At 74.0% G+C, this 22,179-nt stretch carries 13 protein-coding genes; 11 read left to right on the top strand and 2 right to left on the bottom strand.

The features are described from left to right. The first annotated feature begins 55 nt into the window (after positions 1 to 55). Positions 56 to 1,576 carry a cellulase family glycosylhydrolase gene (locus ACRAKJ_RS14030; protein WP_438920842.1) on the top strand — a complete coding sequence of 507 codons (1,521 nt, stop codon included), beginning with the start codon at positions 56 to 58 and terminating at the stop codon, positions 1,574 to 1,576. A 66-nt stretch (positions 1,577 to 1,642) separates the two neighbouring features. Here ACRAKJ_RS14030 and ACRAKJ_RS14035 read toward each other — a convergent pair whose 3' ends face one another. Together ACRAKJ_RS14035 and ACRAKJ_RS14040 are read right to left on the bottom strand one after the other, a co-directional pair. Further along, the gene (locus ACRAKJ_RS14035) at positions 1,643 to 2,173 is read right to left on the bottom strand and encodes a flavin reductase (protein ID WP_438920843.1); all 531 of its coding nucleotides are present in this window, start codon (positions 2,171 to 2,173) and stop codon (positions 1,643 to 1,645) included. A 105-nt stretch (positions 2,174 to 2,278) separates the two neighbouring features. Further along, on the bottom strand, positions 2,279 to 3,829 hold the full coding sequence (locus ACRAKJ_RS14040) for an FAD-dependent oxidoreductase (RefSeq protein WP_438920844.1): 1,551 nt from the start codon (positions 3,827 to 3,829) through the stop codon (positions 2,279 to 2,281). A gap of 324 nt (positions 3,830 to 4,153) precedes the next feature. On the opposite strand from ACRAKJ_RS14040, the gene ACRAKJ_RS14045 reads away from it, so the two are divergent. From ACRAKJ_RS14045 to ACRAKJ_RS14090, 10 genes are all read left to right on the top strand, one after another. Next, positions 4,154 to 11,248 (top strand): amino acid adenylation domain-containing protein, encoded by a 7,095-nt coding sequence (locus ACRAKJ_RS14045; protein WP_438920845.1) that lies wholly within the window; start codon positions 4,154 to 4,156, stop codon positions 11,246 to 11,248. A gap of 5 nt (positions 11,249 to 11,253) precedes the next feature. Then, the gene (locus tag ACRAKJ_RS14050; RefSeq protein WP_438920846.1) at positions 11,254 to 11,475 is read left to right on the top strand and encodes an MbtH family protein; all 222 of its coding nucleotides are present in this window, start codon (positions 11,254 to 11,256) and stop codon (positions 11,473 to 11,475) included. A 211-nt stretch (positions 11,476 to 11,686) separates the two neighbouring features. Continuing rightward, positions 11,687 to 12,631, top strand: coding sequence for an ATP-binding cassette domain-containing protein (locus tag ACRAKJ_RS14055; RefSeq protein WP_438920847.1), 945 nt, complete (start codon positions 11,687 to 11,689; stop codon positions 12,629 to 12,631). 2 nt (positions 12,632 to 12,633) lie between these two features. Beyond that, positions 12,634 to 13,467 (top strand): hypothetical protein, encoded by an 834-nt coding sequence (locus tag ACRAKJ_RS14060; RefSeq protein WP_438920848.1) that lies wholly within the window; start codon positions 12,634 to 12,636, stop codon positions 13,465 to 13,467. Between the two features lie 1,913 nt (positions 13,468 to 15,380). After that, positions 15,381 to 16,844, top strand: a complete 1,464-nt coding sequence (locus tag ACRAKJ_RS14065; RefSeq protein WP_438920849.1) for a tryptophan 7-halogenase — start codon at positions 15,381 to 15,383, stop codon at positions 16,842 to 16,844. A gap of 74 nt (positions 16,845 to 16,918) precedes the next feature. Then, positions 16,919 to 17,851, top strand: a complete 933-nt coding sequence (locus ACRAKJ_RS14070; RefSeq protein ID WP_438920850.1) for a helix-turn-helix domain-containing protein — start codon at positions 16,919 to 16,921, stop codon at positions 17,849 to 17,851. A 100-nt stretch (positions 17,852 to 17,951) separates the two neighbouring features. Further along, positions 17,952 to 19,136 (top strand): LeuA family protein, encoded by a 1,185-nt coding sequence (locus ACRAKJ_RS14075; protein WP_438920851.1) that lies wholly within the window; start codon positions 17,952 to 17,954, stop codon positions 19,134 to 19,136. 11 nt (positions 19,137 to 19,147) lie between these two features. Continuing rightward, complete coding sequence (leuC, locus tag ACRAKJ_RS14080; RefSeq protein WP_438920864.1) at positions 19,148 to 20,545, top strand: 3-isopropylmalate dehydratase large subunit; 1,398 nt, start codon at positions 19,148 to 19,150, stop codon at positions 20,543 to 20,545. Beyond that, on the top strand, positions 20,533 to 21,132 hold the full coding sequence (leuD, locus tag ACRAKJ_RS14085; protein WP_438920852.1) for a 3-isopropylmalate dehydratase small subunit: 600 nt from the start codon (positions 20,533 to 20,535) through the stop codon (positions 21,130 to 21,132). The genes leuC and leuD overlap by 13 nt, the downstream gene beginning before the upstream one ends. Further along, positions 21,129 to 22,157: an isocitrate/isopropylmalate family dehydrogenase gene (locus ACRAKJ_RS14090; RefSeq protein ID WP_438920853.1), complete on the top strand. Its 1,029-nt coding sequence runs from the start codon at positions 21,129 to 21,131 to the stop codon at positions 22,155 to 22,157. Before leuD ends, ACRAKJ_RS14090 begins: the two co-directional genes overlap by 4 nt. The last annotated feature ends 22 nt before the right edge of the window (positions 22,158 to 22,179 follow it).

The following is a 22,179-nucleotide window of genomic DNA, read 5'->3' on the forward strand; positions in this document are numbered from 1 at the left end:
AACCCCTCCGGGGAGACGCGGCGGGGCCGGACATCACCAGCACAAAGGAGTGCCGATGTTGGGAAGAGCCAGAAAACGCCGCACCGCGCTGGCCGCGTTGGGCGCCGTGGTGTCCATCGCGGGCACGGGCCTGCTGGCGGCGGAGGGCGGGTCGTGGGCGAGTGGCGCGGGCGCGGCGCCGGCGTTCGCGTGCCGGGTCGACTACACCACCCACGACTGGGGCAGCGGGTTCGGTGCCACCGTGACCATCGCCAACCTCGGTTCCTCGGCCGTCGACGGCTGGACGCTGACCTACGGCTACACCGGCGACCAGACCCTCCGGCACGGCTGGAACGGTGCGTGGTCCCAGTCGGGCAACAAGGTCACCGTCGCGAACGCGAGCTGGAACGGCACCGTCCCCGCGGGCCGCAGCGTCAGCGCGGGGGCTAACTTCGCCTACAGCGGCACCAACGCCAAGCCCGTGGACTTCGCCGTCAACGGCGCCGCGTGCACCGGCACCGACCCGACGACCACCACCACGACGACCACCACGACCACGACCACTCCGCCGGGCGACGGGCCGGCGCCGGAACTGCGGGTGTCCGGCAACGAGCTGGTCACCGAGGACGGCACGCCGTACCGGCTGCTGGGCGTGAACCGCTCCAGCGGCGAGTTCGCCTGCGTGCAGGGCAAGGGCATGTGGGACGGCGGCCCGGTGGACCAGGCGTCGGTGGACGCGATGAAGACCTGGAACATCCACGCGGTGCGGGTGCCGTTGAACGAGGAGTGCTGGCTGGGCGTCCACGGCTCGCCCGGCGGCGCGGTCTACCAGCAGCACGTCGAGGACTACGTGGACCTGCTGGTGGCCAACGGCATCAACGTGATCCTCGACCTGCACTGGACCTGGGGCGCCTACACCGACAGCCCGGACTGGCACTGCAAGGACGAGCACGCCGTGTGCCAGAAGCCGATGCCCGACGCGAAGTACTCCCCGCAGTTCTGGACCGGCGTCGCGAACACCTTCAAGGGCAACGACGCCGTCGTGTTCGACCTGTTCAACGAGCCGTACCCGGAGATGGCCGCGAACTGGGACAAGACGCTGGGCTGGCAGTGCTGGCGCGACGGCGGCACCTGCACCGGCATCCCCTACGAGGTCGCCGGGATGCAGGACCTGGTCGACGCGGTGCGGTCCACCGGCGCGACCAACGTGCTGATGCTGGGCGGCCTGGAGTGGGCCAACGACATGCGCGAGTGGCTCGCCCACAAGCCGATCGACCCGGTTGGCAACATCGCCGCCTCGTGGCACGCCTACAGCTTCAACGCCTGCGTCACCGAAGCCTGCTGGGACACCCAGATCGCCCCGCTCGCGGCGCAGGTCCCGGTCGTGCTCGGCGAGTTCGGCCAGGACGACTGCGGCTTCGACTACATGCAGCGGCTGGTCGACTGGGCCGACGCCCACCACATCGGCTACCTGGCGTGGACGTGGAACCCCTGGGGTTGCAGCACGGGCGCCGTGCTGATCAAGGACTGGAGCGGTACGCCCGAACCCGGCGTCGGCGAGGGCCTCAAGGCCCACCTGCTCTCCGTGACGCCGTAACCACCCGCACCCGGGCAGGACCCGGTAGGCCCGCCGCCCACCCCGGCGGGCCTGCCGGCCGGGGAGTCACGTGCCCCCGCCGTCACCGTTCCTGGTGCCGCTCCCCGACGCGAGCCGCGGCCACGGGTGGTAGTCCCGCAGGCCGTAGAGCAGCGGGGGCGCGGTGGAGCGCCGGACGATGGCCAGCGGGCGCCCGAGGACGATGAGGTGCCCGCCGGTCGGGATGGTCCGCGAGACGGCGCAGTCGGCCACCGTGTGCGCGTGGTCGACCAGGTGCGGGCCCGCCCCCGACCCGGGGCGGTCCCAGGGCACCCGGCTGAACCGTCGGGGGGAGCCCGAGGCGAACAGCTCCGCCGCGGCACGACCCCGCGAGTGCAGGAGGTTGACCGCGAACAGGCCGCTCCCCGACACCGCCGCCGCCGTCGGGCTGCCGGTCCGCAGGCAGACGAGCAGCGTCGGGGGGTCGAGGGTGGCGCTGCACAGCGAGGAGCACGTCATGCCGCGCGGCGTCCCGTCCGGGTCGAAGGCGGTGATCACGGCGACACCGGTGGGGAAGCGGGACATCATGTCCCGCAGCCCCACGTCCGGCCCTGTCATCCGACCTCCGTCTCCGGCTCCCGGCGGGACCGACCGGGCCCCGGCGGTACCGGGCCCCGGCGGTACCGAGCCCCTGCGGGACCGAAGCCCCGGTGGCACCGGACCTCAGCGGAACTGGGCGAAGTACTCGTACTGGTTCGGCAGCGTGCGGACGAGTTCGTCGGCGCGGTCGCGGATCTGCTCGAACTGCTTGCGCGCGGCCGTGTCGTCGATGAGGTCCAGGGCGGGGGAGTGCCGCAGCGGCAGACCGCCCATGCCGAGCAGGACGCACGCGTACGAGTACGGCGGCAACCCGTGGTAGTAGGGGTAGATCGTCTCCGAGTCCGGCAGGTGCGTGCGCCACCGCTCCAGGCGCTCCTCCATGCCGTCCGGCAGCACCCGCGTCTTGGCGTCGCGCCAGTACTGGGTGTCGTTCCGCGCGGCGGCCCGGTAGTGCAGCACCAGGAACTCGCGCACCCCGTCCATGACGTGCCCGACCGCTTCGTTGTAGAGGTCGCGCAGCGCGACGTCCCAGTCGTCGCCGGGGAAGAACTTGACGAGCTGCTCGATGGCGTGGTGGATGAAGAAGATCCCGGTGGACTCCAGCGGTTCGACGAACCCGCTCGACAGCCCGACCGCGACGCAGTTGTTCACCCACGACCGCCTGCTGCGGCCGATGCGCATCCTGATGTGGTTCGCCTCGACGTGCTCGGCCTCGGGGCCGACGAACTCGCGCAGCGCCCGTTCGGCCTCCTCGGGCGACAGGTAGTCCTTGGCGTAGACGTACCCCGTGCCGATCCGGCCGAACAGCGGGATCGTCCAGATCCAGCCCGCCTCGCGCGCGGTCGCCGTGGTGCACGGCCGGATGCCGCGGGTCTCCATGTCCAGCGGCACCTGGAGGGCGACGGCGCTGTCGTTGGGCAGGGTGTCCTGGAAGGACTGGAACGGCTCGCCCAGCGCCTTGTTGATCAGCACCCCGCGGAAGCCGGTGCAGTCGACGAACAGGTCGCCGTGCAGCTCGCCGTGCTCCTTCGTCACCACGTGGTCGACCCAGCCCCGGGAGTCGAGCGCCACGTGGACGACGTCGTCGACGACGTGGCGCACGCCGCGGTCGACCGCGTACCCGCTGAGGTACTGGGCCAGCTTGGCGGCCTCGAAGTGGTAGGCGTAGGGGAACTGCGTCTTGCCCTGGTGCTCGGACATCGTGAGCACGTTCGACTCCGCCACGTCGCCCGGCAGGTCCCGGCCGAGCAGGCTGCCGTCGGGGCGGCGCGGGCTGCGCTCGGCGTCGCACAGGTTGGCCATGAGGAAGCAGTCGCGGTCGAACCGGTCCGTCGGTCCGCCGCGCAGCCACCAGTCGGTGAGCGGGAAGCCCTCGACCGAGCGCAACTGCTCGAACGGGTGGTAGAAGTGGTGGCCCGGCTCGCGCCAGTCCTGGAACCGCACGGCGAGCTTGTAGGTGGCGTTGCACGCCGGCATCCAGTCCGACTCCTCCAGGCCCAGGTAGGCGAAGAAGTGCCGGATGTCGCTGAACGTCGCCTCCCCGACGCCGATGGTGCCGATGCGGTCGGACTCGACCACCGTGACCTGCACGCGATCGTCGAAGGCGGCCTTGAGGTAGGAGGCGGTCATCCACCCCGCGGTGCCGCCGCCGACGATGACGATCCTGTCTGGCATGGGGCGCTCCATCGCATGTCCGTCGCGCGGGGAGCGGCGTGCGCCGGAAGGCGCCGGACGTCCCGCGTGGACGCCGCAGCGGACCGCTTTCCCTGTCGTCGTCCCGATACTAGGAACGGTGCGACAGCGCGTGCCAGGTGCTTAAGCACAGCGCGAAAGACCCGGGCCGTCCGGCGAACGGGCAGGTGGCGGCGTGCGGGGGCGGACGTTCAGCCGCAGCTTAAACGCCGGGGGAAGCGTTGACCCCCCGACGTGCCCGCTTGTTTCATCGCTGCACCGGTGGTGGTCCGGCCCCCGGGTCCTGAGCGACTGGAGGACGTCACGGTGACCGTGGTCGGACTTGCCGATGTGCTGCCGCTGACGCCGCTGCAGGAAGGTCTCCTGTTCCACAACCTCTACGCCCCCGAGGCCGAGGACGTGTACCTGTCGCAGCTCGTGCTGGAGGGCGAGGGGCCGCTGTCGACGGACGCGCTGCGCGCGGCGCTCGACGCGCTGCTGGCCCGGCACAGCACGCTGCGCGTCGGCATCCGGCACGAGGGGTTGAGCCGACCGGTCCAGGTCGTGCCCGCCGAGGCCGCGGGCCGGTTGCGCGAGGTCGACCTCGGCGCCGAACCGGACGCGGGCGCCGCGCTGGAGCGCCTGCTGGACGAGGACCGGTCCGAGGGCGTCGACCTGGCCGACCCGCCCCTGCTGCGGCTCCTCGTCGTGCGCATGCCCGGGACGCGGTGGCGCCTGGTGCTGACCTACCACCACCTGCTGCTCGACGGCTGGTCGGTGCCCGTGCTGCTCAACGAGCTGTTCACCCTCTACACCCGCGGACCCCGCCACCCGCTGCCCCCGGTCACCCCGTACCGCGCCTACCTGGGCTGGTTGGCGGGGCGCGACCAGGAGGCGGCGCGCGCGGCGTGGCGGGCCGCGCTGGGGGACCTGACCCGCCCGACGCTGCTCGCCGCGCCGGGCGTGACGCGGGTCCCGGTGCGCCCCCGGCGCGTGGAGTTCGCCCTCGACGAGGACCGGACCGCGGCGTTGCGCGACGTGGCGCGGGCGCGGGGGCTGACCGCGGCCACCGTCGTGCGGGCCGCGTGGGCCGTGGTGCTGGGCGGCCTGCTGGACCGCGACGACGTCGTGTTCGGCACGACCGTGTCCGGGCGCCCGCCCGAGGTGCCCGGCGTGGACCGGATGATCGGGCTGTTCATCAACTCGGTGCCGGCGCGCGTGCGCCTCGACCCCGCCGAGCCGGTGGGCGCGCTGCTTGACCGCGTGCACCGGGAGCACGGCGCGCTCATCCCGCACGAGCACCTCGGGCTCGCCGAGGTGCAGCGGGTCGTCGGCGCGGGCGAGCTGTTCGACACCATGACCGTCTTCGAGAACTACCCGCACGACGGCGGCGGCGCGGTCGTCCCCGGCGGCTCGGGGACGCGGGTCCTCGGGATCAGCGGGCAGGACAGCACCCACTACCCGCTCGGGCTCGTCGCCGTCCCCGGCCCACGCCTGCTCCTGCGCCTCGACCACCGCCCCGACGTCGTGGACGAGGCCACCGCGGACTCCGTGGCCAGGCGGCTGGCGCGGGTCCTGGAGAGGATGCTCGACGACCCGGGACGCCCGGTCGGCGACCTCGACCTGGCCGACCGCGAGGTGGCCGGCCGTGAGACAGCCGACCGCGAGGTGACCGACCGCGAGGCGGCCGCCCCCGACGCGGCGGGCGCGCCCGGCACGAGCGTGCCCGCGGTGTTCGCCCGGGTCGCCGCCGCCACGCCGGACGCGGTCGCACTGCGCGCCGACGGCCTCGACCTGACCTACGCCGAACTCGACGCGCGGGCGGACCGGCTGGCCCGCAGGCTGGTCGCGGCGGGGGTCGGGCCGGAGGACCCGGTGGCGTTGCTCATGCGGCGCGGGCCGGACGTCGTCGTGGCCGAACTCGCCGTGCTCAAGGCGGGCGGCGCCTACCTGCCGCTGCACCAGGCCCACCCCGACGACCGGCTCCGCCGCGTGCTCGCCGGGGCCGGCGTGCGCCTGCTCCTCTCCGACGACGCCTCCGCCGCCCGCGCGGACGCGCTCGGCGTCGCCGTCCTGGGCCCCGACGACGGCGCGTCGCTGCCCGAGCCGGCCGCGCGTCCACTGCCCGACCAGCTCGCCTGCCTCATGCAGACCTCCGGCTCGACCGGCGGGCCGAAGAACGTGGCCGTCACCCACCGCGCCGTCGTCGACCTGGCACGCGACCACTCCTGGGTCGACGGCGCCCGCGAACGGGTCCTGGCGCAGTCGCCGCACGCCTTCGACGCCGCCACCAACGAGGTGTGGCCCTGCCTGCTCACCGGCGGCACCGTCGTGTTCGCGCCGCCCGACGAGCTGTCCCCGGCCGCGCTGGTGCGCCTCCTGGAGTCCGAGCGCGTCACCGGCGCGTGCCTGACCGCGGCCATGCTGCCCGTGCTGGTCGAGGCGGGCCCGGCCCTGCCGCGCTCCCTGCGGCAGCTGTGGGTCGGCGGAGAGCAGGTCGCGCGCCCGGCGGTGCGGGCCGTGCTCGACGCGTGCCCGGACCTGGTCCTCACCAACGCCTACGGCCCCACCGAGGCCACGTCGTACGCCACGACCTACACCGCGCGCGCCGCTACGGCCGTGCCCGAGGTCGTGCCGATCGGCACGCCCGCGGCGCACGCCCGCGCGTACACGCTCGACTCGGCGCTGCGCCCGGTCCCGCCCGGCGGGACCGGGCACCTGTACCTCGCGGGCACGGGGCTCGCGCGCGGCTACCGGGGCCGACCGGGGCTGAGCGCCGAGCGGTTCGTCGCCGACCCGTTCGGGCCGCCCGGTGGGCGGATGTACCGCACCGGGGACGTGGTGCGGGTGGCCGGCGACGGCGAGCTGACCTGGGTCGGCCGGGCCGACGACCAGGTCAAGGTGCGGGGCTTCCGGGTGGAGCCGGGTGAGGTCGAGGCCGCGCTGGCCGCGCGGCCCGGCGTCGCCGCGGCCGTGGTGGTCGCCGTCCAGGACACCGGTGGCGTCCGCCTGGTCGCCCACGTGCTGCCCGCCCCGGGCGCCACACCGGTGCTGCGGGAGCTGCGGGACGCGCTGTCCGCCGTGCTGCCGGACTACGCGATCCCCGACACGATCGAGCTCGTCGACGCGTTCCCGTTGACCCCGAACGGGAAGGTCGACCGCCGCGCCCTCGCGGAGACCCGGCCCGACCGGCACGTCCGGGTGGCGGGCAGGTCGCCCCGCGGACCCCGCGAGGAGGTCCTGTGCGGGCTGTTCGCCGACCTGCTCAACCTGCCCGCGGTCGGCGTGGACGACAACTTCTTCGACCTCGGCGGGCACTCCCTGTCCGCCACCAGGCTGGTCAGCCGGGTCCGGTCGGTGCTCGGCGTCGAGGTCGAGCTCCGCAGCGTCTTCGACTCGCCCACGCCCGCCGGCCTGGCGGCGGCACTGGACACCGAGGTCGGGAACAGGCCGGCGATCCGGCCACGGGGCCACGACCGGCCCGTCCCGCTGTCGTCGACGCAGCGCAGGCTGTGGTTCCTCGACCGGATGGAAGGACCCTCGTCCACCTACAACGTCCCGGTCGCCCTGCGCCTGCGCGGTGAACCGGACCTCGCGGCGCTCCGCGCCGCGCTGGCGGACCTGGTCGAGCGGCACGAGTCGCTGCGCACCACCCTGGTCGGCGACGGCGGCGAACCCCGGCAGGTGGTCCTGGCGCCACACGAGGCCGTGCCGCCGCTGCCCGTCACCGCCACCTCGGCCGAGCGGCTGGCCGAGGACCTCGCCGCCGCCGCGGCCGTCCCCTTCGACCTGGCCGCCGAACCCCCGCTGCGCACCGGCCTGTTCTCCCTCGGGCCGGCGGACAACGTCCTGCTGCTCGTGGTGCACCACACCGCGGCCGACGGGTGGTCCCGCAGGCCGCTGCTGACCGACCTCGGCCGGGCCTACGCGGCCAGGCGGGCGGGCCGGGCCCCGGACCGGACGCCGTTGCCCGTCCAGTACGCGGACTGGGCGCAGTGGCAGCACGACCTGCTCCAGGGCGCGCACGACCCCGCGAGTCCCCTCGCCCGCCAGCTCGACCACTGGCGCACGACCCTGCGCGACCTGCCCGAACACCTCGACCTGCCGCTGGACCACGCGCGGCCCGCCATCGGCTCGCCGCGCGGCGACGCGGTCGGCTTCACCGTGCCCGCCGAGCTGCACGCGCGGATCGCGGGCGTGGCCCGCGACCACCGGGCGACCACCTTCATGGTGCTCCAGGCCGCCCTGGCCGTCGTGCTCCGCCGGATGGGCGCGGGCGAGGACATCCCGTTCGGGACGCCGATCGCCGGCCGCACCGACGACGCCCTCGACGACCTGATCGGGTTCTTCGCCAACACGCTCGTGCTGCGCACCGACCTGCGGGGCGACCCCACCTTCGCCGAGCTGCTGGCCAGGGTCCGCGCGGTCGACCTCGCGGCCTACGACAACCAGGACGTGCCCTTCGAACGGCTGGTGGAGCTGCTCAACCCGACCCGCTCGACCGCCGCGCACCCGCTGTTCCAGGTGCTGCTCACGCTCGACAACACCACCGGGCCCGACGCGGGCGCCGAGTTCCTCGACGGGCTCTCCGCCGAGGCCGTGCCGGTGGACACCGGGGTCGCCAAGTTCGACCTCGCGTTCGGCTTCTCCCCGCACCGGGGCACCGGCGTCCAGCACCCGCCGCTGCACGGCGTCGTGGAGTACCGCACGGACCTGTTCCGGCAGGACACCGCCGAGCTGCTCGGCCGCCGCCTGCTGGTGGTGCTCGACCGGCTCACCCGCGCGCCCGGACTGCGCGTCGGCGAGGTCGACCTGCTCGAACCCGGCGAGGCGGACCTCGTCCTCGACACCTGGAACCCGGTCGACCCGACCACCTCGCCCGCCACCGTCCCCGCGCTGTTCGCCGCCACCGCCGCCCGCGTGCCCGACCGGGTCGCCCTGGTCCACGACGACGGCGACCAGGTGGAGCTGACCTACCGACAGCTGTCCGAGGCCGTCAACCGGCTGACCCGGCTGCTGGTGGAGCGCGGCGCCGCACCGGAACGACCCGTCGCGGTGGCCCTGCCGCACTCCCCGGACTGGGTGGTGGCGCTGCTCGCGGTGTTCGCCTCCGGGGCCACCTACCTGCCCGTCGACCCCGGCTACCCGCCCGACCGGGTGGCCTTCATGCTCGCCGACGCGGACCCCGTGCTCGTGCTGACCACCACCGGGTGGGCCCGGCGCGGGGCGCACGGCGACGCGCCCGTCGTGGCGCTCGACGACCCCGCCGTCGTCTCTGACCTGGCGGGGCGGTCCGGTGAGCCGCTGACCGACGCGGACGTGCCGGCGCCGCCGCGGGTGGACAACGCGGCGTACACCATCTACACGTCGGGCTCCACGGGCAGGCCCAAGGGCGTGGTGCTGACCTGCGCCGGCGTGGTCGACCTGGTCAAGGAGCAGACCGAGCACTTCGGCGTGTCCGGGCGCAGCCGGTTGCTGCAACTGGTGTCCTCCAGCTTCGACGCCTCGCTCTGGAACGTCTTCGGCGGCCTGCTCAGCGGCGCGGCGGTCGTGCTGGCGCCCGACGAGCGCCCGACCGGGGCCGCGCTGGCCGCGTTCGCGGCACGCCACCGGGTCACGCACGTCGCGCTGCCGACCGCGGTGGTGGCCGGGTTGCCCGACGGCGGCCTCGCGCCCGGGGTCACGCTCACCGTCAGCGGTGACGTGTGCCCGCCCGAGCTGGTCGCCCGCTGGGCCGCGGACCGGCTGATGGTCAACGGGTACGGCCCCACGGAGGCCACCATCGGCGTCACCTGGTGGCGGTGCGACCCCGCCGACACCGGCCGGGTGCCGATCGGCAGGCCGTTCCGCAACTCCCGGATCTACGTGCTCGACCCGGCGCTGCGGCCGGTGCCGCCGGGCGCCGCGGGCGAGCTGTTCATCGCGGGACCCGCGCTGGCCCGCGGCTACCACGGCGCGCGTGCGCTCACCGCCGAGCGGTTCGTCGCCGACCCGCACGGCGCGCCCGGGACCCGGATGTACCGCACCGGCGACCTGGGCCGGTGGCGTCCCGACGGGGTGCTGGAGTTCGTCGGCCGGGTGGACGAGCAGGTCAAGATCCGCGGCTTCCGGGTCGAACCGGCGGAGGTCGAGGCCGCGCTGGCGGCGCACCCGGACGTCGCCGAGGCGGCGGTCGCGGTGTGGCAGCGCACACCCACCGACCGGCGGCTGGCCGCGTACGCGGTGCCGGCGCCGGGCTCCACCGCCACGGCGCCCGCCCTGCGGGCCCACCTGCTCGCCACGCTGCCCCGCTACCTGGTCCCGGACCGGGTAGTGCTCGTGGACGCCCTCCCGCTGACCCCCAACGGCAAGGTCGACCGGGCGGCGCTGCCCGAACCCGCACCCGTGGCGCGGGCGGACCGGCGCAGCCGCACCCCGGTGGAGGAGGCGCTGTGCGCGTGCTTCGCCGCCGCGCTCGACCTGCCCGACGTCGGCGTGCACGACGACTTCTTCGAGCTGGGCGGCCACTCGCTGCTGGTCACCGACCTGGTGGGCCGGGTGCGGGAGGCGCTGGGGCGCGAGGTGTCCATCCGGGACCTGTTCGTCGCGCCGACACCGGCGGCGCTCGCCGAGCGCGCGGGCGGCCCGTCCGACCCGCTGGAGGTCCTGCTCCCGCTGCGCGCCGAGGGCACCGGGACGCCGCTGTTCTGCCTGCACCCGGGCCTGGGGCTCGGGTGGTGCTACGGCCCGCTGGCCCGCCGGTCGACCGGCCCGGTGTACGCCGTGCAGGCCAGGGGGCTGCGCCTCGGCGAGGACCCCGCCGCCACCGTCGAGGAGATGGTGGCCGACTACGTCGCGGTGATCCGCTCCGCCCACCCGGACGGGCCGTACCGCCTGCTCGGCTGGTCGTCCGGCGGGCTGCTGGCCCACCGCGTCGCGACCGCCCTGCGCGCCGCCGGGGAGCGGGTCGAGCTGCTCGCCCTCGTCGACGCCTACCCACCCGCTCCGGGCGGGGTGGGGGAGTGGTCGGAGGACGAGGCGTACGCGCAGCTCGCCGGTGACCTGGGCGTGGACCCCCGGACCCTCGACGACCGCGGCGCGGCGGACCTCGCCGCCCGGTTGGCCGACCTCGGGCACCCGATGGGGCACCTGCCCGGCGGGGACCCCCGGTCCGCGTCGGCGGTGTTCGTCAACACCAGCAGGCTCACCCGCGACGTGCGGCTCGACCCGTTCGACGGCGACGTCGTGGTGTTCACCGCCGAGGACACCGCCCGGCGGGACGACCCGAGGTGGTCGGCGGGGGCGTGGCGCGGCCTCACGGGCGGGCGGCTCGCCGAGCACCCCGTGCCCGGCGGCCACGAGGACCTGATGACCGTCGAACGGGCGGTCGACGAGATCAGCCGTGTCCTGGCCGCCAGGGCCGGGACCGACAGGGAGGGATGACAGCGGTGACCAACCCGTTCGAGGACCCCGACGGCCGGTACGCCGTGCTCGTCAACGACGAGGGGCAGTACTCGCTGTGGCCGACCTTCGCCGACGTGCCGGCAGGGTGGTCGGTGGCGCTCCAGGAAACCGACCGGCAGTCCTGCCTGGACTTCATCGAGCGCACCTGGACCGACATGCGCCCGCGCAGCCTGGTCGAGGCGATGGAGAAGACGGCGGCCGACTGAACGACCCCGCCCGGAGGCCCAGAGGCCCAGAGGCCCGGACGGCACAGACGGCCCCGACGGCACCGCGCCGCCGGGGCCGTCGGCGTCGTCGGCGTTGTCGATCACCCGAACGGTCTCTGTCGAAAGTCCCGGTCGAGTGCTGCTTACGACCGATGGATCGGCCGCGTGCAGTCCCTAACCTCGATCACGACATCATCGACGGAGGGGTTCCTTGATCACGCTGAGCGGGCTGACGAAGCGCTACGGGGACACCGTGGCGGTAGACGACCTGGACCTGGAGATCGCTCCGGGGCGGGTCACCGGCTTCCTGGGGCCCAACGGTTCCGGCAAGTCCACCACCATGCGCATGATCCTCGGGCTCGACAGCCCGTCCGAGGGCCGGGCGTTGATCGACGGGAAGCCCTACGCGGCGCTCAGCCACCCGCTGCGGCGCGTGGGCGCCCTGCTCGACGCGAAGTCGCTGCACCCCGGCCGCCGGGCCCGCAGCCACCTGATCGCGATGGCCCGCAGCAACGGCATCCCGCTGTCGCGGGTCGACGAGGTGCTGGAGATCGTCGGCCTGGAGAAGGTGGCGCGCAAGCGGGCGGGTGAGTTCTCCCTCGGCATGGGGCAACGGCTGGGCATCGCCGGCGCGCTGCTGGGCGACCCCGACATCCTCATCCTCGACGAGCCGGTCAACGGCCTCGACCCGGACGGCGTGCGCTGGGTGCGCGAGCTGGTGCGCGAGCTGGCCGGCGAGGGCCGGACGGTCTTCGTGTCCAGCCACCTGATGAGCGAGATGCAGCTGACCGCCGACCACCTGGTCGTCATCGGCAAGGGCAAGCTCATCGCCGAGGGGCCCATCGAGTCGATCATCGGCAACAGCTCCGCCACCGCCGTGCGGGTGCGGGTGCCCGATCCCGCCCACTTCGGCCGGCTGCGCGAGCAGTTGCTGCACCACTCGTTCACCGTCACCGCGGAGACCGCCGACAGCATCACCGTCGCGGGCAGCGCCGTCGCCGAGATCGGCGACCTCGCCTTCGAGCACGGCGTGCGGCTGCACGAGCTGCGGGTCGTCGAAGCCTCGCTGGAGGAGGCGTACATGGAGATCACCGGCGCCAGCGTCGAGTACGGCGCGCCGTCCAGGGGCGCCGCGAACACGGAAGCGCAGGTCTGAACATGGCGGACAACGTCGCTCCCCCGGCGGAGCGCTCGCGGAGCAGGGCGTCGAACGCCGAACTGCCCGCGCCGAGCGGCGGCGGGTTCCCCGGCGCGGTGTCGTCGGAGTGGAGCAAGTTCTGGACGCTGCGCTCGACGTGGTGGACCCTGATCGCCTCGACGCTCCTGCTGGCCGCCTTCACCGCCGTGATCGCGCTGGCCACCCGGCTCCAGGTCCAGGCCGAGAACGAGCCGCCCGGCTCGGTCCCGGTGGGCAGCGTGGGCGTCTCCGGGTTGCAGCTCGTGCAGTTCGCCATCATCGCGCTGGCGATCATCGCCGTGTGCTCGGAGTACCAGACCGGCAGCATCCGCTCGACCCTCCAGTGGGTGCCGAAGCGGGGCCGGGTGATCACGGCGAAGACGACGGTCGTCACCGTCGTGTGCGCGGCGGCCGGGATCGTGTTCGGCCTGCTCGGGGACGGCATCGCCTGGATCGCGCTCGGCCCGTACCGCAGCGGCGGCGTCGACGACGTCGTGCGCGACGTCCTCGCGGTCACCGTCTACCTGACCTCGCTCGGCGTGTTCAGCATGGGGCTCGGCTTCATCATCCGCAGCACCGCGGGCACCTTCGCGATCGCCCTGCTGGCGGTGTTCGGCCTGCCCGCCGCGTTCCAGGCCGTGGACAGCGCCATCCTCAACACCATGGGCCAGTACCTGCCGCTGTCGGCCGGCGGGTACCTGATCGACCGGGCCGTGGAGCCGTACGGACCGGGCACCGCGGTCGTCGTGCTCGTGGCGTGGGCGGTCGCCGCCGTAGTCGCGGGCGGGGTGCTGCTCAAGCGCCGCGACGCCTGACCGGGAGCCGGAACGCCCGCACCTGACCGCCGGTGCCCATAACCGGGCACCGGCGGCGGAAGAACACCGCGCACCGGGGGATCGCGCCCGAATTCGCTTCCCGACCGGGTTTCCCCGTTCTCGCGGTCGATTTCACGGGTGGGTCGCCGGGGTCCCGTCCCCGGAATGCGCGTCGACCGGCGGTAAGGGACGCCGGTTCGCGATCGGCCGGTGGTCGCCACGACGGCCCCCGGTCGATCGGCATGCCCGCTCCGCGGAGTCGTCATCCGTGTCCGGACCTCTCCGGTTCTCCGGGGAGGAAGACGTGGTTGCCCCTGTCGGCACGCGGCCGAGCTGAATGATCCGGGGCGGGTGCTCCACCACCACGTGAACCGGGGACCCGCCTTCTCCGCTGTCGTGCCCGGAAGCGGATCACAGGATGGTCGGAAGTCCGAATCGGTACCGGTGACCGGGTCGGAACCCGGTCTTGGCGGAAAGACGGCCGCAGTTCGTCCGCGGGGAGATCGGGTGCGGGACCCGGCGTCCGGCGAACACCGCCTTCAGCGTCGGCGGCACCGCCGTGTCACCGTCGCGGGGAAATCCGCTCGGAATTCCGGCTGCGGTCGCCGGGCCCGTCGCCGCGTCGCTCGACCCGGGAAGTGCGGGCCGGACGCCCGGGGCGCGGCTTGAACGGCCGCGGGTCCGGGGGTTGCTGAGGACGTGGTGGCGAACGGCGGTCGTCCACCGGGCCGGTCACGACCGCGACATCGGGATTCGGTCCCGCACCCCGCGGTCAGATCGCCCATTCGGGTCAGAAGATGGCTCGACAGTGGTGTCGACGGGGCGGGGCGACAGGTTGGCACCCCGATCGGGGTAGCGCGACGAGGTCTGCGGTCGACTCAACGTGAGCATTGCCGACCCTGCTTCCAGGGGTTGACCCCGACGGCGGCCTGTGCGGTGGCGGTCGGGGGACGGGCATCGACCGTCACCCGGGGTGCCTTGATCGTTCCTTTGAGTCACCGCCCGAGCGGCGGAGAGCGCCCGTCGGTGACGCTTCGACCCGGCCGATCGGGTCCGAGGTGCGGTGATCCGCTCCCGTCCGTGCTCGAACACCGGGTGAGCGCGTTTCCGGTTCCCGGTGTCGTCTCCCTTTCCCCTTTGAGGTGCACTGCCGCGTTCGGCGTGGCCGGTGGGAGAACGCGAAACGGAACGGGGCCCCGGAATACCGGTGCGGGCCGACCGCGTCCCGGTGCGGAACCGCGGTGGTGAAAGGGGCGGCTCGTGCGCGTGGTGACCCGGTCCGGGGTCGATGAGTCGTCGCGGTAGTGGCGGTCGGCCGCCGGGGTGTCGTGATCCCGCGGTTCGTCGGCCGCCGGGACCACGAGTGCGGTCGTCGACGTGCTTTCGCGTTTTTCGCGACGCGTGGTGTCCGCACCCTCCCGGTTCCCGCATTCCGGTGTGATCGGGAACCGCGTCGGCAAGGCGGGCTCCGGCTGCCGGTTCTTCGGTGCGGGATGGCTGTCCGCGCTTTCCCCGAGTCTCGGCTGCGTAAGGTCGGTGCGGTCGGAGAGCATTCCCGGGGCACCTCTTCCGGCGTGCGGGCAATTCGCTCGGTGAATGACGTTCCCCGCCACTCCCGCCTTGTCGGGATGTCGGGCTTTTCGGGGTGACTTCGCAGGTGGGGTGCCGATCGAACCACCCCGGGTACGCCATACGGCCGATACTTCGGGGTGGTTGACACCTTCGCGGAAGCTCTTGCAAGATGAGCCCGGTCAATGGAAGCCGGGTCGTGGTTCGTGCCGGCCGAGAGGCTGGTGCGTGGGGGCGACCGACATTCCTGTGGTCGGTGATCGTCAACCCTATTCGGGCCGGTCGTGGGGCAAGGCGACGATGTGGTGAATACCCATGATTGCGGACACCGGAATTGAGGGAGCATGACGGGCGGAGACCGGGAAGAGGATTTCGACGTCGTCGTCGTGGGCGGCGGGCCCGGCGGGTCGACGACCGCGGCGCTGGTCGCGAGGCAGGGCCACCGGGTGCTGCTCCTGGAACGGGACCACCACCCCCGGTACCAGATCGGGGAGTCCCTGCTGCCCGCCACCGTGCACGGCGTCTGCCGCATCCTCGGCGTCGCCGACGAACTGGCGAACGCCGGTTTCCCGCGCAAGCGCGGCGGCACGTTCAAGTGGGGCGCTTCGCCCGAACCGTGGGACTTCTCGTTCGCCCTTTCCCCGCGCATGGCGGGTCCCACGTCCTACGCCTACCAGGTCGAGCGCGCGCGGTTCGACGAGATCCTGCTGCGCAACGCCGCGGCGGAAGGCGTCGAGGTCCGCGAGGGGTGTGCCGTCCGCCGCGTGCTGACCGAGGACGACCGGGTGACGGGTGTCGAGTACACCGACCAGGACGGCACCGAGGTCGCGGTGCGCGCGCGGTACACGATCGACGCCTCCGGGAACACCAGCAGGCTGCACCGCGAGGTGGGCGGCGCGCGGCAGTACTCGCCGTACTTCCGCAACATCGCCGTGTTCGGCTACTTCGCGGGTGGGCGACGGCTGCCCGCCCCCAACAGCGGCAACATCTTCTCCGTCGCCTTCGACGAGGGGTGGATCTGGTACATCCCGCTGCGCGACGACCTGACCAGCGTCGGCGTCGTGCTCGCCGCGGACCGCGCGGGCGACGTCCAGGCCGACCCGGAGCGCGGCTGGCTGGCGGCCATCGACCGCTGCCCGGCCGTCGCGGAGATGCTCGCCGGGACGCCGCGCGCCACCGAGGCGCCCTACGACCTGGTCCGCGTGCGGAAGGACTACTCCTACGACAAGGAGGCGTTCTGGCGACCGGGCATGGCCCTGGTCGGTGACGCGGCGTGCTTCATCGACCCGGTGTTCTCCTCCGGCGTCCACCTCGCGACCTACAGCGGCCTGCTCGCCGCCCGGTCCCTCAACAGCGTGCTCGCGGACGAGGTGCCCGAGGACGTCGCGTTCGGCGAGTTCGAGGCCCGCTACCGCCGCGAGTTCGGGCTGTTCCACGAGTTCCTGGTGGCCTTCTACGACCTGCACCAGGAGCGCGACTCCTACTTCTGGAACGCCAAGCGGATCACCGGGGCCCAGGCGTCCGAGGGTGAGGCGTTCGTCGAGCTGGTCGGGGGGATCGCCTCCGGCGACAGCGGGGTCCGCGCCCCGGCCGGCGGCCTGGCCGAAGCGGTCGCCGCCGCGGTCGACGGCGGCGAGGGCGCCAACCCGCTGCTGCGCGCCAAGGTCGTGAGCGCGTCCCTCCAGGAGGGTGCCCAGTTGCAGGCGCTGGCCGAACTCGGGGAGGACAGCGGTCCGCAGACGCCGTTGTTCCAGGGCGGCCTGGTGCCCTCGGCGGACGGCCTGCGCTGGGTGCGTCCCGCCGGCTGACGCTCCCGGCAACCCCCGCGGTGACGCGCCGTGCGGCGCCACCGCCCATCGCTGTGCCGGATCGGGGAGGTAACGTGCAGCGGATCCACTTCAACGCCGAGGACCTGGCCAGGGTCCACGTCGTCAGCACCCTCGGCCACGAGGCCGAGGCCGTCTTCGCGTTGAGCATGATCGCCAGGGGAGCCGCCGCCCACTTCGGGCCGTGGCACCACCGGCTCGCCGTGCACCTGGGCGCGCACCACGACGCCGTGCAGGGCGCGGCGAGGGCGGCGCGCACCGCCGACCTGGTGCGGCTGGTGAGCGGCGTCGCGGCCACCGCCGGGACCGGCGCGGCCCGCGACGCGCTGCCCGCCGTGGTGCGCGAACTCGACCGGCGGGCGATCCAGCCCTACTGGCCGGGCATCAGTGCCTACCTCGCGGGCGAGCGCGACGCGCACGGGCGCACGCTCCTCTCGGGGGGCGTGGCGAGCCTGCTCGCCACGCTGCACCCGGCGATCCGCTGGTGCCCGCCGGTGCTGGAGGTGCCCTCCGACGACGACGAGGACATCCACCTCGGGGGTGCGGGCATCGTGCTCGCGCCGTCGCTGTTCCTCACCGGCAGACCCGCCGTGCTCGTCCGCCCCCCGTCCCCCGGCGGCCAGGTGGCGCTCGCGTTCTCCGCGACGCCCACCGCCGACGCCGCCGCGGGCCTGTGGGGCACCCGCGCGCTCGTGCGCGAGTCCCTGGGGCCGCTCGTCGGCCGCACCAGGGCGCGCCTGCTGCGCGAGACCAGGACCGGCTGCACGACCGGCGAGCTGGCCCAGCTCCTCGGCATCTCCTCGGCCTGCGTCAGCCAGCACACCGGTGTGCTGCGCGAGGCCCGGCTGATCACCACCCGCCGGCACCGCAACACCGTCGTGCACTGCATCACCACGCTCGGCATCGCGCTGCTGGGCGAGGACTTCGCGTCACCCCCGCAGGTCCCCGCGCCGACGCCCGCCGGGCAGCGAGTTTCGCGGGTGCCTTAAAGGCGTGGTGCGCGGTCGCGGGGTGCGCTGGGATGAGACCGGCGGGGGCAGACACCGAGCACTGCTGGCGGTTCGGCGAACCGTCGGGACGGAGGGCCGAGTGAGCGGTAACAACGAAAGCCGGCACAGGAGGATCGCGGTCTTCGACGCCACTCTGCGCGACGGTGAGCAGGCGCCGGGCAACGCGATGTCGCCGGAGGACAAGCTGCGGTACGCGTTGGAGTCCGAGGCTTTCGGCGCGGACGTGATCGAGGTGGGGTTCCCCGCGTCGTCCCCGGCGGACTTCGTGGCCGCCGGGCTGATCGCCGACGCCCTGACCACCGCCCGGTTCTCCACCTTCAACCGGTGCTCGCGCCAGGACATCGACGCGTCGGCGTCCGCCGCGGGCATCCACCCCCGCCACCAGGTCGCCGTCTGCGGCACCGGCAGCGACCTGCACCTGGAGCACAAGCGCGGCATCACCCGCGAGCAGGCGCGCGCCGAGGGCCGCGACGCCGTGGGGTACGCGAAGTCGCTGGGGGCGACCGACATCGCGTTCTGCGTGGAGGACGCCAGCCGCGCCGACCGCGACTTCGTCAAGGCCCTGGTCTGCGACGCGGTCGAGGCGGGTGCCACCACCATCGGCATGGCGGACACGACCGGGTCGGCGACGCCCGACGAGTACGCGTCGCTCTTCGCCGCGGCGCGCCGGTGGTTGCCCGCCGACATCACGCTCTCCACGCACTGCCACGACGACCTCGGCCTGTCGCTGGCCAACGCCCTGGCGGCCGTGCTCGCCGGCGCGGACGAGGTGCAGACCACCCTCGCGGGCATCGGCGAGCGCTCCGGCAACACCCCGCTGGAGGAGGTGGCGGCGGTGCTCGCGGTCAAGGGCGACGCCCTCGGCCTCTCCACCGGCATCGCCCTCGACCGCCTCTACGACTCGTACCTGCGGCTCGCGGAGACCATCGGCCTCCAGACGCCCAGGAACAAGGCGGTCTTCGGGGACAACGCCTTCGCCACCCAGGCGGGCATCCACCAGCACGGCATCCTGCAGAACCCGGCCACCTACGAACTCGTCGACCCGGCCCGGTTCGGCAGGCGGCGGCGGCTGCTGGTCGGCAGGCACTCCGGCCGCACGATCGTGCGCCACCTCCTCGCCGACCTCGGCCGGGCCGACGACGACGAGCTGGTCGAACGGCTGTACCAGGAGCTGGTCGCGGCCCGCGCCGGGGCCGAGTGCGACGAGCTCGACGCGCTGCGCGCGCGGGTGACCGCCGAGCTGGAAGCGGTGGCGCGCTCGTGACACCGAGGACGATGGCGCAGAAGGTCTGGGACGCCCACGTCGTCACCACCGCGGGCGACGGCGCCGACCTGATCTACATCGACCTGCACCTGGTGCACGAAGCCAGTTCCTCGCAGGCGTTCGACGGGCTGCGGACCGAGGGGCGCCGGGTGCGCGCGCCGGGGCTGACCCTGGCCGTCGAGGACCACAACGTCCCCACGCACACCCTGCTGATCACCGACCCGGTCAGCGTCGAACAGCTGGAGACCCTGCGCCGCAACTGCGCCGAGCACGGCATCGAGCTCTTCCGCCACGGCGACCGCGCCCAGGGCGTGGTGCACGTCATCGCCCCGGAGCTGGGGGTGGTGCACCCCGGCATGACCGTGGTCTGCGGCGACAGCCACACCTCCACGCACGGCGCGTTCGGCGCGCTCGCGTTCGGCATCGGCACCACCGACCTCGAACACGTGCTGGCCACCCAGACGCTGGCGCTGCGCAGGCCGAGGACGATGGCCGTCGAGTTCACCGGGCGGGCACCCGCCGGCGTCACCGCGAAGGACATGATGCTGGCGCTGCTGGCCGAGGTCGGCGCCAACGACGCGGCGGGGCACGTCATCGAGTACCGCGGCGACCCGGTGCGCGAGCTGTCCATGGAAGCCCGCATGACCATGTGCAACCTCAGCGTCGAGGCGGGCGCGCGGGCCGGGATGATCGCCCCGGACGACACGACCTTCGCCTACCTGGAGCGCACCGAACGCGCGCCGACCGGGGCGGCCTGGGAGGACGCGCTGGCGCACTGGCGCGCGCAGACCACCGACGAGGGCGCGGTGTTCGACCGCACCGTCCGCCTGGACGTCTCCGGGCTGACCCCGTTCGTCACCTGGGGCACCAACCCGGGGCAGGCCGTCCCGCTGTCCGAGGTGGTGCCCGACCCGGACTCGTTCACCTCGGAACCCGAGCGCGACAGCGCCCGGCGCGCCCTGCGCTACATGGACCTGCGCCCCGGGACGCCCCTGCGCGACATCCCCATCGACATGGTGTTCCTCGGCTCCTGCACCAACGGCAGGATCGAGGACCTGCGCACGGCGGCCGACGTCCTGCGGGGCCGCCGGCTCGCACCCGGCACCGAGATGCTGGTGGTGCCCGGCTCGATGGCGGTGCGGGCGCAGGCGGAGGTCGAGGGCCTGCACGAGGTGTTCACCGCCGCGGGCGCCTCCTGGCGGTTCTCCGGGTGCTCGATGTGCCTGGGCATGAACTCCGACCGGGTGAGCGGCGAGCGGCGGTGCGCGTCGACGTCCAACCGCAACTACGAGGGCAGGCAGGGCCCGCGGGCGCGCACGCACCTGGTGTCGCCCGCCACGGCGGCGGCCACCGCCGTGCTCGGCCGCCTGGCCGCCCCCGCCGACCTGGAGGAACCGTGCTCCCGCTGACCGAGCACACCGGCACCGCCGTCCCGCTGGCCCGCAGCGACGTCGACACCGACCAGATCATCCCCAGCGACCACTGCCGCAGGCTGACCAAGACCGGGTTCGCGCCCGGACTGTTCGCGCAGTGGCGGCAGGAGGAGGACTTCGTCCTGAACCAGCCCCGCTACGCCGGGGCCACCGTCCTGGTCGCCGAGCGCAACTTCGGCACCGGCAGCTCGCGCGAGCCCGCGGTGTGGGCGTTGCGCGACTGGGGTTTCGCCGTGGTCGTCGCCGAGGGGTTCGGCGACATCTTCGAGCGCAACGCCCTCAAGAACGGCCTGCTCACCGTCCGGCTGCCCACCGACGCGGTCACCGAGGTGCGCTCGGCGGTGGAGGCCGACCCGACGCTGCCGGTCACCGTCGACCTCGTCGCGCTGGAGGTCCGGCTGCGCGAGCGGCGGTGGTCGTTCGACGTGGACGCGCACGCCCGGCGGCTGCTGCTCGACGGCCTCGACGAGATCGACCTGACGCTGTCCCAGGAGGACGCCATCGCCGCGTACGAGCGAGGACGCCCCCACTGGCTGGCGCCGCGCCCGGCAGGGGTCCGATGACGACCGTCGCGGTCGTCCCCGGCGACGGCATCGGACCGGAGGTCGTCGCCGAGGCGGTCGCCGCCGTCGACGAGCTGGGGCTGGGGATCGACTTCGACGTGCTCGACGGGGTCAACGCCCGGACCTACCGCGAGCACGGCACCGCGATGACCGACGCCGACTTCGACCGGGTGCGCGCGGCGGACGGCGTGCTGCTCGGCGCGATCGGCCACCCCTCGGTCCCCGACCCGGCGTACGGGCGCGGGGTCCTGCTGCGGATGCGCTTCGAACTCGACCTGTACGCCAACTACCGCCCGGTGCGGCTGCTGCACGACAGGCTCAGCCCGCTGCGCGACCCGGCCCGCCGGGGCATCGACTGCGCCATCGTGCGGGAGAACACCGAGGGCCTCTACGCCGGCATCGGCGGCGCCCTGCGCCCCGGCACCGACGCCGAGGTCGCGGTCGACACCGAGGTCAGCACGCACGCGGGCGTCACGCGGGTGCTGAGGTTCGCGCTGTCGGCGGCCACCCGCTCGGTGTGCATGGTGGACAAGGCCAACGCCGTGGAGAGCGGGGGCGGCCTCTGGCAGCGCTGCTGGGACCGGGAGCGGCGGACCCGGCCCGACCTGGAGACCCGCCACCTGTACGTGGACGTGGCGGCGATGCGGCTGGTGAGCGACCCCGACTCGTTCGACGTGATCGTCACCAACAACTCCTACGGCGACATCCTCAGCGACCTCGCCGCCGAGGTCGGCGGGGGACTGGGCTGCGCCGCGTCGGCCAACCTCAACCCCGAGACCGGCGCCGGCCTGTACGAGCCGGTGCACGGCAGCGCCCCGGACATCGCGGGCACCGGGCTGGCCAACCCGGTGGGCGCGGTGCTCAGCGCCGCGCTGCTGCTCGACCGGCTCGGGCACGACGGGCCCGCCCGCTCGCTGCGCGAGGCGGTCCGGGAGACCGTGGAGGCGGCGCGCTGCACCCCGGACCTCGGGGGCGACCTCGACACCCGGGCGGCGGGCGCGGCCATCCGCGCCGCGTGCCGGTGAACCACCCGATCCACCGCTCGAC

Source organism: Saccharothrix sp. DSM 118769 (assembly GCF_052936295.1).